The following is a 14,481-nucleotide window of genomic DNA, read 5'->3' on the forward strand; positions in this document are numbered from 1 at the left end:
GCCGGGGTGGCGGAACTGGTAGACGCGCCGGACTCAAAATCCGGTTCTCGCAAGAGAGTGCGGGTTCGAGCCCCGCCCCCGGCACCAGAAACCTGATGGCGGGTATCCGTTGTCGCAACAACCCTCGCGTTATCATAACAAGGCGTCTGACGCCTGTGGCATCCTTTGCGTCAGCAATGTTAAGCTTTGAGCCATCAATGGGGCCGTAGCTCAGCCGGGAGAGCGTCGCGTTCGCAACGCGAAGGTCAGGGGTTCGATCCCCCTCGGCTCCACCATCCTCCCGATGCACTCACCTGAACGGCCGTGAATGCCGGCGGAATCGTCCCGTTGGTCAGGTTCACCCGAACGATCTGCGAGCGCTGTCGGGGTTGAAAAGCCCGCTGGAACTCCTCGGGCAGTCGCACCGAAACGGGTCGAATGGACTCGACAATGCCGTCGAGTCGCTCAAAACCATAACTGACCCGGACTCTGTCCCCTTCGCTCACTGAGTAGAGCGCCCCGGGCGGGATATAGGCCAGCACATAGGGTTCGCCGACGACCATTGTCATGAGGTCGCCTGGCTGGCCGGTATGGCCACCCGCTTTGACGTGTACATCGGTGATGATGCCGTCGTGTCGGGCATAGACCTCGCCGCCGTCAAAGCGCGCGCGTACACCGTCAAGACTGCGCTCGAACCGGGTGACGATATCATCAAGGGTGTCGATCTCGCGCGCTATCCCCTGCTCCCGGGCCTCGAGTTCGGTCGCCTGCAGGGTGCTCCGGTAATCCGCCGTCACCAGTTCGTGCAGGGTCAGATGCGTACTGAGTCCTTCTTCGTAGGCCTTTTCACGCAGGCCGAGCAATTCGGCGATGGTGCTCGCCTGCTCGCGGGCGACCGGCAGCATGCGGCGGATCGTGTAGCGCTCGGCAGCCAGCGCCGCGCGTCGACGTCGCCATTCCGCCCATTGTGCCGAGAGATTGGCGACATCGCGCTGCACCGGCAGCGATTCAAGCGTGGCGAGCCGCTGACCGGCCTCCACGCGATCACCTTCGCGGACATGCAGCGCTGTCACCCGCCCCGAGTAACTGACGCTGACCGCGACCTGATCGCGGGTCACCATCCCGGGCGCGGATAGATACACCCGATCCCCGAAAAAGATATTCAGTAGCCACACCACCAGACCCAACAAAAGCAACAGGTAAATCCACCGCCCAATGCGCGCTCGATGGCGGCGCTGCTCGGTCTGCAGACGATCCACGCGCGGTGGTCGGCGCAGGCGCTGCATCAGAAACGCTCCGCCGCGTCGCGGACTTTTGACGGCACATACGGATCCGCATACGAGCGACGGAAGATCCACTCATCCAGATAGGCGATCATGCGAATTCCTCGCTGCACGAAAGTCGAGAACAGGATCTGGCCGGGGACGTACAGCGCATAGGCAAGCGGCGCACGGGGACCGCTCATGATCCACGCCACACAGTAGACCAGCAGGCCCTGGAGGATATAGATGAGCATCGTCGCACCCAGCACGGTCAGGGCGCCGTACGGGCCCAGCGTCGCGAAAAGCCAGACAATATAGACGTAGAAACTGATCGACAGGACGACCTGATAGAACAGGATATTCGCCATCGCGAGGGCATTCTCGGCGCGAAAACCCCGCCAGAACGGGTTAAAGGCGGCGCCGTACTTGCGCAGCCGAAAGCGGATGACGCTGCGGTTCCAGCGCAGCCGCTGGTGAGTGAAGCCGCTCAGGGTCTCGGGTACATCGGTCATCGACCAGGCATGCGGCGCGAACTCGATCGCCCAGCCGGCCCGGCGCAGTTTGTCGGTGATGTCAGCATCCTCGCCGGGCCCCACGTCCCAGCCCCCGATCTGCCTGAGTGCCTGTCTGCGGAATACGCCAAACGCCCCTGAGACGATCGACAGGATCCCCAGCGCCGCGGTGAAGCGGCGGCCCAGGGCGATACTGGTGATGTATTCAATGGCCTGGAAGCGGGCCATCAGGGTGGTATCGGCATTACGCACCGCCAGGTTACCGGCGACCGCCCCGACCTGCGGATCGGCCATCCCCGCCACCAGCTGCTCGAAGGCGTCGCGATCGAAGGTGGTATCAATATCGACGATGCTCACCAGGTCATGGCGGGCGTACTCCAGGCCCATATTGATGGCACTGGACTTGCCACCGCGGATGCCGGTGGATACCACCCGATCAAGCTCGCCACGACGTCGCAGCGACCCGCCGATCTCACGCATGCGATCAATCGATCCGTCATCCACGAGAATCAGTTCCAGATTCTGATGCGTCTGCTCGCCGAGCGATCGCACCGTACGCCGCAGTGCCTTGGCCTCGTTGAAACCGACCAACAGCACGCTTACCGCAGGGCGATGGGAGGGATCCGGTGATGACCGCTCCCATGGCGCCGCCAGCAGAATGGCGATCACGCTCAGACCGTAGCGCGACAGATCAAAGATGACGTAGTGCCAGAACAGGTAGACAAAACCCTGCAGATCCAGTTGAGCGAGCAGCGCGATGGAGCTTTCCATCAGTCCGTCAGCGCCTCGAGCACTGTGGAGAGGCCATCCACTCCCCCACTGCGCTCAACCGTGATCTGCATCGGCGATGCCACCACTGTCTCAACGGTCTCGCGCAGGCGCTGGGCAATGACCTCGGTTTCGGCCATTGGGGTTTCGGGCAGGAGGACGTAGACGACGTGGTCGCGGGCGGTCACGGCATCGGTCTGGCGCAGGCACTCCGAGAGCACATCCACCAGATGCGCAAAGACCTGTGAGAGACCGCGGCCACCCCACGCGTCGCTCATCGCCTCGATGTTGTGCACACGCAGAATGAGGACTGACAGGGGACGCTGGTAACGACGGGCCTGAGCCTGCTCGAACCGCAGCAGCGTCATGAAGTCCCTGACCCAGTAGCCCATCGGACCACGGGCCATGCTCGCCTCGAGGCTCAGATGCGGCAGAACACCGCGGTGCAGCGCCGTGACCCCACCCGACGTAATGGCGTAATGCCACCAGGTACGAGTGTCCATCCGCTCGCTGTCGGTGTGCCGACCGCAGTCCGCGCAGAGAAAACCTACCGCGGGATCACTGCTTTCGGCACCACAATGACCACAGACGAAGACCACGCCGGGTTTATCGTAATCCACCCCATAATGGCGAAGCGCCCGCCGACACTTGGGGCACTCCAGCGAACGCCCCCGCAGGAATTCGGACTCCCGGGCCTGATAGGCACAGCGATAGTGGTGGACCAGAGGCTCGGACCCCAGGTCACTGCTGCGGCATTCGGTGCACTCCTCGCGGACGTTCAGACGCGAGCCGTCGCAGGCCGGGCAGTAGTGGATGCAGTCGAATCGCTCCCGGACCAGCAATTCGGCCGCGGCCAGCTCTTCGAGCAGCTCTCTGACATTTTCGATGCCCCGCAGAGCCGCGTAGCGGACGGCGGCCGGCCGGGTAAAGTCCCAGGTGGCCTGAATCGGTGTCTGCCGCGAATGGGCCATGGCGAGCACCATCAATGCGGCTGTGTCGGCCAGTGCATCAATCTCGGGCAGCTGCGCGAGTCGCTCAACCACCGGCCGCGCGACGCCAAGCGCCTCATCCAGTAGCGCCGGCTGCAGGCTGGCGACATCACACAGTGCCCCGGGCATCGACTGACCTGAGGCGTTGATCACGGGCATCAACGCGGCGTGCGCGGAGGCGCGGCGGTCGTCGAGGGCCTCGACCGGCGTGCCGGGCATGAGCACCGCAACGTCCGCGTGCTCCGGCCCGTCGGCCACGGTGTAGGCGTCGCTGAGCCAGGTCGGGCGGGCCGATTCGCCCACCAGCCATAAACGAAGACGCGCGGTTGCGGAATCCATTCGCATGATCGCCTTTTAACACGTCTCGGCAGAGAACCTCGACTGCCTGTAAACTTTACCTATACGCCCCGATAGCTCAGCTGGATAGAGCGATCGCCTCCTAAGCGATAGGTCGCAGGTTCGAATCCTGCTCGGGGCGCCACCCCAACGCCTACCGGTCCGCCGTTATCCAGCCGATCGATGCGTCAAGCGACCAGCCCGCCTTCTCGGCATGCGCGTGCATCAGTCGCAGCACCTCATGGGCATGCGCGCGGATCAGCGACAGCCCGGCGATGGGCATCGGATCGAGGCGCTCGTCGGGGGTTCCCGGCAGCGGTTGGCCCATCAGGGCGATGACGATCTCCTCATGCTGGCTTTCAACCCGCGCCTCGGTCACCAGCCAGTGGGTCCATGCCTCGGGGCCGGGTGGTGTCGTGGTCTCGCCGGCCTCATCCTGGTGGCGCTGCGCCGCCACCTGCGAGCGGGCACCGATATGCTCCAGCGCCATCACCGCATCGTGAGCGGCCTCGCCCTCGGCGGCCGGATGCGATTGCTTGAGCGTGTCATTGATGGGTTGCATGAGCCGATGCAGGGCCCGGCGGGATAGCCAGGCGATGCGCCCTTCCCCGGAGGCCATCGTCAGCCTCAGCGCAAGACGATCCTCCAGGGGCGAGTAGACCATTCGGATGCGGTTGGCCCGCGGCAGCGAGACATTCGTCATTGTGCCGCCCTAGCGTCGGTTCCGACGCACGACCCGATCGCGTTTTTTCTGCTGACGCGGCGTGAGCTTGTTACGACGGCCGGCATAAGGGTTCTCGCCGGTGCGCAGCTCCAACCGAATGGGCGTGCCGTGGAGCTGGAACGCCTTGCGGAACCGGTTGATCAGAAACCGCCGGTAGGCATCCGGCAGGTCGCGGGTCTGGTTGCCATGGACCACGATGGTGGGCGGGTTGCGGCCGCCCTGATGCGCGTAGCGCAACTTGATGCGCCGGCCGCGGACGAGCGGCGGCTGGTGGGCGCTGATGGCGTCTTCAAGCACCCGGTTGAGCGCCGGTGTGGGCAATTCGCGGCGCGCCGCTGCATGCACATGCGCCACCTCCTCGAGCAGCCGACCGACCCCCGTGCCATGTAGCGCGGAGATGAATCGTGGCCGGGTAAAATCCAGGAATCCCAGCTTGACGTCGAGTTCACGACGGATGCGCTCGCGGTTTTCAGCGATCAACCCGTCCCATTTGTTGACCGCCAGGACCAGCCCGCGCCCCGCGTTGATGGCATGACCGATGAGGTGGGCATCCTGTTCGGAGATCTCCTGCTGCGCATCGAGCACCATGATCACCACCTGCGCCGCCTCGATCGCCTGCAGGGTCTTGATGACACTGAATTTCTCGACCCCATCGCTGACCCGGCTCCGGCGTCGCACGCCCGCGGTATCGATCAGCGTGAAGGCCCGCCCGTCCCGCTCGAACGGCACTCGGATGGAATCCCGCGTGGTCCCGGGCATGTCATACACCAGCACCCGCTCCTCGCCGATGAGCCGGTTCACCAGCGTGGACTTGCCCACGTTGGGCCGGCCGATGATGGCCACATCAATGGGCGCATCCGGCTCGTCGGGCGCTTCGGCATCGGCATCGGGATCGGCGTCGGCTGGATCGGCGGATGCCGGGGCGGCCCAGGCGGCTCCCAAGCAATCCTCCAGTACCGCACCGATGAGCTGAGTGACGCCGCGCCCCTGCACCGCCGCGATCGGCCAGGGCGAATCCATGCCCAGCGAGTGGAATTCGGCGCCGGCAACGTCCGCATCGACCCCGTCAATCTTGTTCATGACCAGCCAGACGCGTTTACCGCGGCGGCGCAGATCGCGGGTGAGGGCCTCGTCGCCGGGGGTGACGCCGACCCGCGCGTCGACCAGGAACAGGATGACATCGGCCTCGTCCAGCGCGCGCAGGGCCTGACGCTGCATGTGATGATAGGTGACGTCGTCGGGCTCGCCGAGCCCGCCGGTGTCCACCACCACATAGGGCGCCGGCCCCAGGCGGCCGACGCCATACTGCCGGTCGCGGGTCAGCCCCGGGAAGTCCGCCACCAGGGCATCCCGCGTCCGCGTGAGTCGGTTGAACAGGGTGGACTTGCCCACATTGGGCCGCCCCACCAGGGCGATTACCGGTTGTTCCATCCAGTCATGATAGCAGCCGGCAGCCCCGGTCGGGGTGGCGATCCGCGCTCACAATGCCGCCGCCAGCAACCGTTGGGTGTACGCCGCCTGCGGGTCGGTGAAAATCCGCTCCGCCGGCCCTGATTCCACCACCTGACCGGACTGCATGACGAGCATGCGGTGGCTCATGGCCCGCACGATCTTCAGGTCGTGGCTGATGAACACGTACGCCAGCCCGTGCCGCGCCTGGAGTGATCGCAGCAACTCGACGAGCTGGGTCTGAACGCTTCGGTCGAGGGCCGAGGTGGGTTCATCCAGCACCACCACCGCGGGCTTGAGCACGATGGCGCGCGCCACCGCCACGCGCTGACGCTGGCCGCCCGAGAGTTCGTGGGGAAACCGCTCAGCCAGCGCCGGGTCGAGGCCGACCTCGGCGAGCGCCTCGCGGGCCAGGGCGCCGCGCTCGGCCGCATCGGCACCGATGCGGTGCACCGCCAGCCCCTCGCCGATGATCTGCTCGACGGAAAGCCGCGGGCTGAGACTGCCATAGGGGTCCTGGAAGACCACCTGCAGTCGCCGCCGCAGCGGCCGAAGCGCCCCCTTGCCCAGGCGACTGATATCACGACCCTCGAAGCGGATCTGACCGGTGGCGGCCTGCAGCCGCAGCAGCGCCATGCCCAGCGTGGTCTTGCCGGATCCGCTCTCGCCCACGACCCCCAGGGTTTCCCCGGCGCCCACCGCCAGATCAATGCCGTCCACCGCCTTGAGGTGGCCCACCACGCGTTTCAGCAGACCACCGCGGCGCGGAAACCACACCCGCAGATCGCGGGCCTCGAGCACCGTCTGCGGATTGGCGACGGGCCGCGGTCGGCCACTGGGCTCGGCGGCGATCAGCGCCCGGGTATAGTCACTGCGGGGCTGTTCGAACACGCTGGCGGCCTCACCCTGCTCAACTACGCGTCCCTGCTGCATGACCGCTACGCGATCCGCCACCCGGCGGACCACATTCAGGTCATGGCTGATCAGCAGCATGGCCATGTCGAGTCGTTGCTTGAGATCAGCCAGCAGCTCGAGGATCTCGGCCTGAATGGTCACATCCAGCGCCGTGGTGGGCTCATCGGCGATCAGCAGCCGGGGGCTGTTGGCGATCGCCATCGCGATCATCACACGCTGGCGCTGCCCGCCGGAGAGCTGATGCGGGAATGCCCCCAGACGGGCCGAGGCCTCGGGCAGCCGGACCATCTCAAGCAGTTCGACGATGCGATCCCGGGCCGCGGCGGCGCTCAGGCCCTGGTGGATGCGCAGGGTCTCACCGATCTGCTTTTCCAGCGTATGGACGGGGTTGAGCGAGGTCATGGGCTCCTGGAAGACCATGCCCAACGCACCCCCCCGGAACCGCCGCAGGGTCGCCGTGCTGGCACCGATCAGTGATTCGCCCTCCACCAGGATGCGGCCGGTGGGGTGACTGGCCAACGGATAGGGCAGCAGCTGGGGCACCGACAGCGCCGTAATGGACTTGCCCGAGCCACTCTCGCCCACCAGCGCCAGCGTTTCCCGTGCATTCAGGGTCAGATTGACGCCCTGCACGACCGGGGTCTGGCGCCCGCCCCGGCCGAAGGCGATGGACAGATCCTCAATCTGCAGCAGGGCGCTCATCCCGGGTCTCCGCCGCCAAAGGTCTTGCGCGGGTCGAACGCATCCCGTGCGGCCTCGCCGATGAACACCAGCAGCGAGAGCATGATGGCCAGTGTGAAAAACGCCGTCAGCCCCAGCCAGGGGGCCTGGAGATTATTCTTGCCCTGCGCCAGCAGCTCGCCCAGCGACGGCGACCCCGGCGGCAGGCCGAAGCCCAGAAAATCCAGCGAGGTCAGAGTGGTGATCGAGCCGGTGAGAATGAACGGCATGAAGGTCACCGTGGCCACCATGGCGTTGGGCAGCGCATGGCGGACGATGATCACCCGATCGGCGACGCCCAGCGCCCGGGCCGCCTTGACGTAGTCGAAATTGCGCACCCGCAGGAACTCCGCACGCACCACGCCCACCAGCTGTGTCCAGCTGAACAGCAGCATGATCCCCAGCAGCCACCAGAAGTTGGGCTGCACGAACCCGGCCATGATGATCAGTAGATAGAGCACCGGCAGGCCGGCCCAGATCTCGATGAAGCGCTGCCCCAGCAGGTCCACCCGGCCGCCGAAATAGCCCTGGACCGCGCCCACCGCCACACCGATCACCGAGCTGGCCAGCGTCAGCGCCAGCCCAAACAGGACCGACAGGCGAAAGCCGTAGATCAGCCGCGCCAGCACGTCGCGCGCCTGATCGTCGGTGCCCAGCCAGTTGGCGGCCGACGGCGGCGCCGGGGCCGCCGATTCGCTGGCGTAGTTGATGGTGTCGTAGTGATAGGGAATCGGTGGCCAGAGCATCCAGCCCCGGGCGTTGATCAGCTCGGCGACGTAGGGATCGCGATAGGCCGCCTCGGTGGGAAAGTCCCCGCCGAAGGTGGTCTCGGGATAGCTCACCAGCACCGGGAAATACCAGTCGCCGTCGTAGTGCACGAGCAGCGGACGGTCATTGGCGATGAACTCCGCACCCAGCGACAGACCGAACAGCACCAGGAACAGCCACAGCGACCACCAGCCCCGGCGATTGGCCCGGAACTGGGCCCAGCGGCGCTGATTGATGGGGTTCAGGCGCAGTCGGTCCATCACCCGTCCCGAGCCTCGAAATCGATGCGGGGGTCCACCAGCACATACATCAGATCGCCCAGCAGATTGAGCACCAGGCCGATCAGCGTGAAGACGAAAAGACTGCCGAAGACCACCGGATAATCCCGGTTGACCACCGACTCGAAGCCCAGCAGCCCGAGCCCATCCAGCGAAAAGATCACCTCGATCAGCAGCGCGCCGGTGAACAGCACCCCCACGAACGCGGCCGGGAAACCGGCGATCACGATGAGCATGGCGTTGCGGAAGACATGCCCGTAGAGGACGCGGCGCTCGCTGACGCCCTTCGCCCGGGCGGTCATGACGTACTGCTTGTTGATTTCCTCGAGAAACGAGTTCTTGGTGAGCATGGTCAGACCGGCGAAACCGCCGATCACCATTGCCAGCACCGGCAGCACCAGATGCCACAGGTAATCGAGAATGCGGGCCGGCCAGGCGAGCTGCTCCCAGTTATCGGAGACCAGCCCGCGCAGCGGAAACCAGTCCAGATAGCTGCCACCGGCAAAGACCACGATCAGCAGAATGGCGAACAGGAACCCCGGGATCGCATAGCCGACGATGACCACGGCGCTGGTCCAGACGTCAAACCCCGAGCCGTCGCGGACCGCCTTGCGGATGCCCAGCGGGATCGAGATGAGATAGGTGAGCAGCAGCGTCCACACCCCCAGCGACACCGACACCGGCAGCTTATCGACGATCAGCGAGAGCACCGTCTGGTCACGATAGAAACTCTCGCCCAGATCGAACTGCGCGTAGTCCACCAGCATTTTCGCAAACCGCTCGTGGGCCGGCCGGTCAAAGCCGAACTGCGCCTCGAGCTCGGCGATATAGGCCGGATCCAGCCCGCGACCGCCGCGACTCTCGCCGGAGACCTCATCCGCGGCGACCCCCGAGAAACGGCTGGTGGACAGGTCCGCCGTGCCCTGGACCTGGGCCATTACCTGCTCGATGGGCCCACCCGGGGCAAACTGGACGATGACGAAGTTGATCAGCAGCACGCCGATCAACGTCGGGATCATCAACAGCAACCGGCGCGCGATATAGGCGTACACGCTCAGCGACTCCGCGGTCCGCGACTAGCGGTCATCCACCCGGGCCGCCCGTTCGGGGTCCACCCACCAGCTGTCCAGCGCCAGGCCATAGGGCGGGTTGTCCGCCGGCCGCCCGAAGCGATCCCAGTAGGCCAGGCGAAAGCGATCGATATACCAGTTGGGGATGGCGTAGAAATGCCACTGCAGCACGCGGTCCAGGGCCCGGGTGCGGGTCACCAGTGCCTCACGATCGGGCGCGTCGATCACCGCGGTCACCAGTTCGTCGATCACCGGATCGCAGACGCCGGCCACATTGCGGCTGCCAGTGATCTCCGCGGCCTCACAGCTCCAGAAGTCGCGCTGCTCGTTGCCCGGCGACAGCGACTGCGGCGCCACGTGCACGGTCATGTCAAAGTCGAACGCCTCCATGCGGTTCTGATACTGAGTGGGATCCACGGTGCGCACGCTCACCTCGGCCCCGAGCCGCTCGAGATTGCGCTTGAACGGCAGCACCACCCGTTCGAACGACGGCGAGACCAGCAGGATCTCGAAGGCCATGGGCTGACCCGACTCGGTGTGCGTCAGCGTGCCATCGCGGACCGCCCAGCCGGCGTCGCGCAGCAGCGCAAGCGCCCGGCGCAGGTTGGCCCGGCGTGACCCGTCGGTGGTATCCGGCGGTGCGTAGGCCTCGGTGAACACCCGCTCGGGGAGCTGGTCGCGGTAGGGCTCGAGCAGCTCGAGTTCCGCCTCGGAAGGCAGCCCCGTGGCCGCCAGCTCGGAGTTCTGGAAATAGCTGCGGGTGCGGTCATAGGCGCCGTAGAAGAGATTCTCGTTGGTCCACTCAAAGTCGAAGGCGTACGCCAGGGCCTCGCGCACGGCCGGGTCGGCGAACACCGCCCGGCGCGTATTGAAGAAAAATCCCTGCATCCCCGCCGGGCGATCATGGGGGATCTCGACGCGTTTGAGCAGGCCCGATTCCACCGCGGGCGTGTCGTAGGCGGTGGCCCAGTTGCGCGCCACGTTCTCGCGGCGCAGGTGATACTCCCCGGCCTTCAGCGCCTGCAGCGCGACGGTGCCATCACGGTAGTAGTCGTAGCTGATGCGATCGAAGTTGTAGCGCCCGCGATTGACCGGCAGATCCGCCGCCCAGTAGTCATCGACGCGCTCGTAGACGATGCGCCGTCCCTGCTCCACCGAGGCCACGCGATACGGCCCGCTGCCGAGCGGCGGCGTCAGTGTGGTGGCGGTGAAGTCGCGCTCCGCCCAGTCGTGGGCGGGCAGCACCGGCAACTGACCGAGTATCAGCGGCAGCTCGGCATTGTCCGTGGTGGCAAAATGAAACTCCACGGTCAGCGGGTCGATCACCTCGACACGATCGACGTCCGCATAGTAGGCCCGGTAACGCGGATGGCCGTCCTCGCGCAGCCGGCGGAACGTCCAGGCGACGTCGTCGGCGGTGATCGGTTCGCCGTCATGAAAGCGCGCCGTATCGCGCAGGTTGAAGCGGACGCTGGAGTGATCGTCGGCCACCTCGATGGAGCGGGCGATCAGTCCGTACTGCGTAAACGGCTCGTCCAGCGACTGCACGGTGAGCGTATCGAAGACCCGACCCATGCCCTCGGCGGCGGTGCCGCGGAGGATGAACGGGTGCAGGCTGTCGAAGGTCAATGCCGCCACATTGGCGAGCTTGAGCGTACCGCCCTTGGGCGCCTGCGGGTTGACGTAATCGAAGTGCTCGAACCCGGGCCCGTAGCGGGGCTCGCCATGCAGCGCCAGGGCATGCTCGGCCTCGGCCGCCAGCGCCTCGCCCATCCCGATCAGCGATCCCAGCGCGATGGCCCGCAGGGTCAGTCGGACGGCATCGAATGACAGCATTGAAACGCTCCTTATGGCATTCATACCCGGCGCCGCTTGGCCGCGCCAGCGCTTTTGAGTAACGTACCGAGGATTATGACAGGGGCAAAGGGGTTCCCATGGGTTTTCTTGACAATCGCAAGGCACTGATCACGGGTGTCGCCAGCAACCGCTCCATCGCCTGGGGCATCGCCGAGGCCATGCACCGCGAGGGCGCCGAGGTCGCGCTCACCTACCAGAACGAAAAGCTCAAGCGCCGCGTGGAGCAGTGCTCCGAGGCCTGCGGCGGCGGGCCCGTGCTGCCCCTCGACGTGGCCGATGATGCCCAGATCGATGCCGTCTTTAAGTCGCTGGCCGACACCTGGGGCCATCTCGACATTGTCGTCCATGCCGTGGGTTTCGCGCCGCGCGATGAGCTCGAGGGCTCGTTTGTCGAGAACACGACCCGCGCCGGTTTCGGCATGGCCCACGACATCAGCGCCTACAGCTTCATCGCCCTGGCCCGAGGTGCCCGGCCGCTGATGCAGGGACGCAACGGCAGCCTGCTGACCCTCACCTACCTGGGGGGCGAGCGGGCGCTGCCCAATTACAATGTCATGGGCGCCGCCAAGGCGAGCCTGGAATCATCGGTGCGCTACATGGCGAGTGATCTGGGCGCCGAGGGTATCCGCGTGAATGCCGTCTCAGCCGGTCCGATCCGGACGCTGGCCGCCTCCGGCATCGGCGACTTCCGCCGCATGCTCGACTTCAATGCCGCCGCCGCGCCCATGCGGCGCAACGTCAGCATCGAGGAAGTGGGCAACACCAGCGCCTTTCTGTGCTCAGACCTTGCCTCGGGCATCACCGGCGAGATCGTGCACGTCGATGGGGGCTTCCATTCGGTGGCACTGGCCGGCACCGCGATGGATGGCGAGGGCTGACCCGCCCTCGCCCGGCAGCGACGATCAGAGATTGCTTTCGCGAATCTCCACATCCGCCCGGTCGCGGAGTGCCGCGACCACGGCCTGCACACTCGCCTCGCCGTCCAGCTCACTCAGCGTCTGCCTGAGCTGACCGCGACGTTCCGCACCGACCTCGGACGGGTCGCCGGGCTCCACCGCCTCCACCGCCACGGCGGCCCAGCCGTTGGCCAGGCGACCGACGCCGGCCCGGTCACCGCTGCCCGCCGGGCCGCTCAGCCGAAAGCCCCGCTCGCGAACGCCGGCCGGCAGTGACCGGTCATTGCGCCCACCAAGGGTGGGGGCGGTGTACTGCGCCGATTCGATGCCATCGGCCGCACTCTGTAACGAGTCACCGGCGTTGACCGCGTCGGCGATCCGCTGGGCGTCCGCCCGCGCGGCGGCGGCGGCCTTCCCGTCCAGATAAGCGGTGCGGGCCTGCTCGCGGACCTCGTCCAGCGGCCGGACCCGTGCGGATCGGTAATCGGTCACCCGGATCACGGCGTAACCGCCGTCTTCGCGTTCGATCAGATCGCTGTTCTCACGATTATCCAGCATGGCGTCGCTGAAGGCGGTCTCAAGCACCGCCGGATCGCCGGCAACGCCACTGCCATCGGCGGCGGCATCGATCCACTCCGTGGATTCGACCGGGATGCCCACCGCGTCGGCCGCCGGCTCCAGCGTGGTCGGGTTTTCGAAGGCAAGCGTCTCAACGGTGTTGATCTGCTCGGTCACGCGCCGCTCGGCACGCTCCATGGCGATGTCCTCGCGGATTGAGTCGCGCATCTGCTCGAAAGGCGGCAACTCCGCGACCTGCACATCGGTCACCTCGATCAGGTGCCAGCCAAACGGCGTGCGGACCGGCTCGCTCAGCTCACCGGGCTGCAGCGACCAGGCCGCCTCGGCAAACGCATCGGCCACATCCGCCTGCTCGATCACGCCCAGCGAACCGCCCTGCGCCGCCGACCCCGAATCATCCGAGACCGCCTCGGCCACCGCGGCGAAGGACTCGCCCCCGCGAATCCGCTCGCGGGCCGCCTCGACGGTCTGACGCGCCGAACTCACCGCCGCCTCATCGGCGTCCTCGGGGACCGCCGCGAGGATATGCCGAACCGTACGCGCCGCGTCCTCGCCACTGCCGCTGGCCCGCTCGTCATAGCGCTCGCGCACCGCCGACGCCGAGACCTCGATGCTCGGGGCAATGGCCTCCGCGGACAGGCTCAGATAGCGCAGCTGGACCTGTTCGGGTTCGCGGAACCGTTCACGGTTCGCCTCATACCATTCCTGCAGATCGGCATCGGTCACCTCGATGGTGTCGCGGTAGTCCGCGGTCTCGAGGGTGGCCCAGCTGAGCCGGCGCTGCTGCGCCTGGAGGGCGATCAGGCGGTCCACCGTCTGCTCCGGGGTAAAGGTCGTGGACTGTACCGCGCGCTGGAGCAGTGAAATCGACAGGTCGCGGCGGATCTGGGACTCGTAGGCCTCCGCGGTCAGGTTGTTCTGCTGCAGAAGGCTCTGATAGCGCTCGGTGGAAAAGCTTCCATCCACCTGGAACATGGACTGGCTGCGCACCGCCTGCGAGACATCGGCGTCGCTGGCCCGCAACCGCTTGTCACGGGCGTAATTGATCAGCGCCTGGCGATCGATGAGCTGCTCGAGGACCTGCCGGCGCAGATTGTCCGTGCTGAACACGGCGGGATCGTACTGATCGCCCAGCATGCGGCGCAGTTCCGACTGGCGCTGCTGATAGGCCTGATCAAGCTGGGTGCGGGTAATCTCGGCATCCCCGACGGTCGCCACCACCTGGGGGCCGCCATTGCCGACATAGTTATACAGCCCGAACAGGGCGAAGGGGATCACCAGCAGGCCCACGATGACGTAGGCGATCCAGCCGCTGGTTCGATCTCTGATGGAGAGCAGCATGGTTGGATTCCGTATAACAAAAAGGCGCCTTGGGGCGC

Annotated in this window: 11 protein-coding genes and 3 tRNA genes; 4 read left to right on the top strand and 10 right to left on the bottom strand. The window is 66.2% G+C overall.

The genetic code is table 11. The features are described 5' to 3' along the window. Nucleotides 1–87, top strand: a tRNA-Leu gene (locus FPL11_RS05235). A gap of 112 nt (nucleotides 88–199) precedes the next feature. Next, a tRNA-Ala gene (locus FPL11_RS05240) sits at nucleotides 200–275 on the top strand. On the opposite strand, the gene FPL11_RS05245 is transcribed toward FPL11_RS05240, so the two are convergent. The 3 genes from FPL11_RS05245 to FPL11_RS05255 are packed head-to-tail and all read right to left on the bottom strand — an operon-like array spanning nucleotide 246 to nucleotide 3,849. After that, a complete protein-coding gene (locus FPL11_RS05245) occupies nucleotides 246–1,265 on the bottom strand; it encodes an HlyD family secretion protein (protein WP_144347710.1) in 1,020 nt (339 codons plus the stop codon). The two genes, FPL11_RS05240 and FPL11_RS05245, sit on opposite strands and share 30 nt — an antisense overlap. After that, nucleotides 1,265–2,524: a glycosyltransferase family 2 protein gene (locus FPL11_RS05250; protein ID WP_144347711.1), complete on the bottom strand. Its 1,260-nt coding sequence runs from the start codon at nucleotides 2,522–2,524 to the stop codon at nucleotides 1,265–1,267. Before FPL11_RS05250 ends, FPL11_RS05245 begins: the two co-directional genes overlap by 1 nt. Then, a complete protein-coding gene (locus FPL11_RS05255) occupies nucleotides 2,524–3,849 on the bottom strand; it encodes a TackOD1 domain-containing metal-binding protein (RefSeq protein ID WP_159308458.1) in 1,326 nt (441 codons plus the stop codon). The genes FPL11_RS05250 and FPL11_RS05255 overlap by 1 nt, the downstream gene beginning before the upstream one ends. Before the next feature lie 65 nt (nucleotides 3,850–3,914). Here FPL11_RS05255 and FPL11_RS05260 point away from each other — a divergent pair. Then, a tRNA-Arg gene (locus tag FPL11_RS05260) sits at nucleotides 3,915–3,991 on the top strand. Between the two features lie 9 nt (nucleotides 3,992–4,000). On the opposite strand, the gene FPL11_RS05265 is transcribed toward FPL11_RS05260, so the two are convergent. Genes FPL11_RS05265 through FPL11_RS05290 form a run of 6 tightly spaced genes read right to left on the bottom strand, consistent with a single transcriptional unit; the run spans nucleotide 4,001 to nucleotide 11,606 of the window. Next, a complete protein-coding gene (locus tag FPL11_RS05265) occupies nucleotides 4,001–4,549 on the bottom strand; it encodes a hypothetical protein (RefSeq protein WP_144347713.1) in 549 nt (182 codons plus the stop codon). A gap of 9 nt (nucleotides 4,550–4,558) precedes the next feature. After that, nucleotides 4,559–6,001, bottom strand: a complete 1,443-nt coding sequence (gene der, locus FPL11_RS05270) for a ribosome biogenesis GTPase Der (RefSeq protein WP_144347714.1) — start codon at nucleotides 5,999–6,001, stop codon at nucleotides 4,559–4,561. Nucleotides 6,002–6,049: 48 nt separating this feature from the next. Further along, a complete protein-coding gene (locus FPL11_RS05275; protein ID WP_144347715.1) occupies nucleotides 6,050–7,636 on the bottom strand; it encodes an ABC transporter ATP-binding protein in 1,587 nt (528 codons plus the stop codon). Continuing rightward, nucleotides 7,633–8,682 (bottom strand): ABC transporter permease, encoded by a 1,050-nt coding sequence (locus tag FPL11_RS05280; RefSeq protein WP_198515235.1) that lies wholly within the window; start codon nucleotides 8,680–8,682, stop codon nucleotides 7,633–7,635. Before FPL11_RS05280 ends, FPL11_RS05275 begins: the two co-directional genes overlap by 4 nt. After that, nucleotides 8,682–9,752 (bottom strand): microcin C ABC transporter permease YejB, encoded by a 1,071-nt coding sequence (locus FPL11_RS05285; RefSeq protein WP_144347716.1) that lies wholly within the window; start codon nucleotides 9,750–9,752, stop codon nucleotides 8,682–8,684. The genes FPL11_RS05280 and FPL11_RS05285 overlap by 1 nt, the downstream gene beginning before the upstream one ends. Nucleotides 9,753–9,776: 24 nt before the next feature. After that, nucleotides 9,777–11,606 (bottom strand): extracellular solute-binding protein, encoded by a 1,830-nt coding sequence (locus FPL11_RS05290; protein WP_144347717.1) that lies wholly within the window; start codon nucleotides 11,604–11,606, stop codon nucleotides 9,777–9,779. A gap of 98 nt (nucleotides 11,607–11,704) precedes the next feature. Between FPL11_RS05290 and FPL11_RS05295 the strand changes: the two genes are divergently transcribed. After that, nucleotides 11,705–12,505, top strand: a complete 801-nt coding sequence (locus FPL11_RS05295) for an enoyl-ACP reductase FabI (protein WP_110883135.1) — start codon at nucleotides 11,705–11,707, stop codon at nucleotides 12,503–12,505. Nucleotides 12,506–12,529: 24 nt separating this feature from the next. On the opposite strand, the gene FPL11_RS05300 is transcribed toward FPL11_RS05295, so the two are convergent. Continuing rightward, complete coding sequence (locus tag FPL11_RS05300; protein ID WP_144347718.1) at nucleotides 12,530–14,443, bottom strand: SurA N-terminal domain-containing protein; 1,914 nt, start codon at nucleotides 14,441–14,443, stop codon at nucleotides 12,530–12,532. Nucleotides 14,444–14,481: the final 38 nt, after the last annotated feature.

This window comes from Spiribacter aquaticus (assembly GCF_007625215.1).
Classification (GTDB): Bacteria; Pseudomonadota; Gammaproteobacteria; order Nitrococcales; family Nitrococcaceae; genus Spiribacter; species Spiribacter roseus.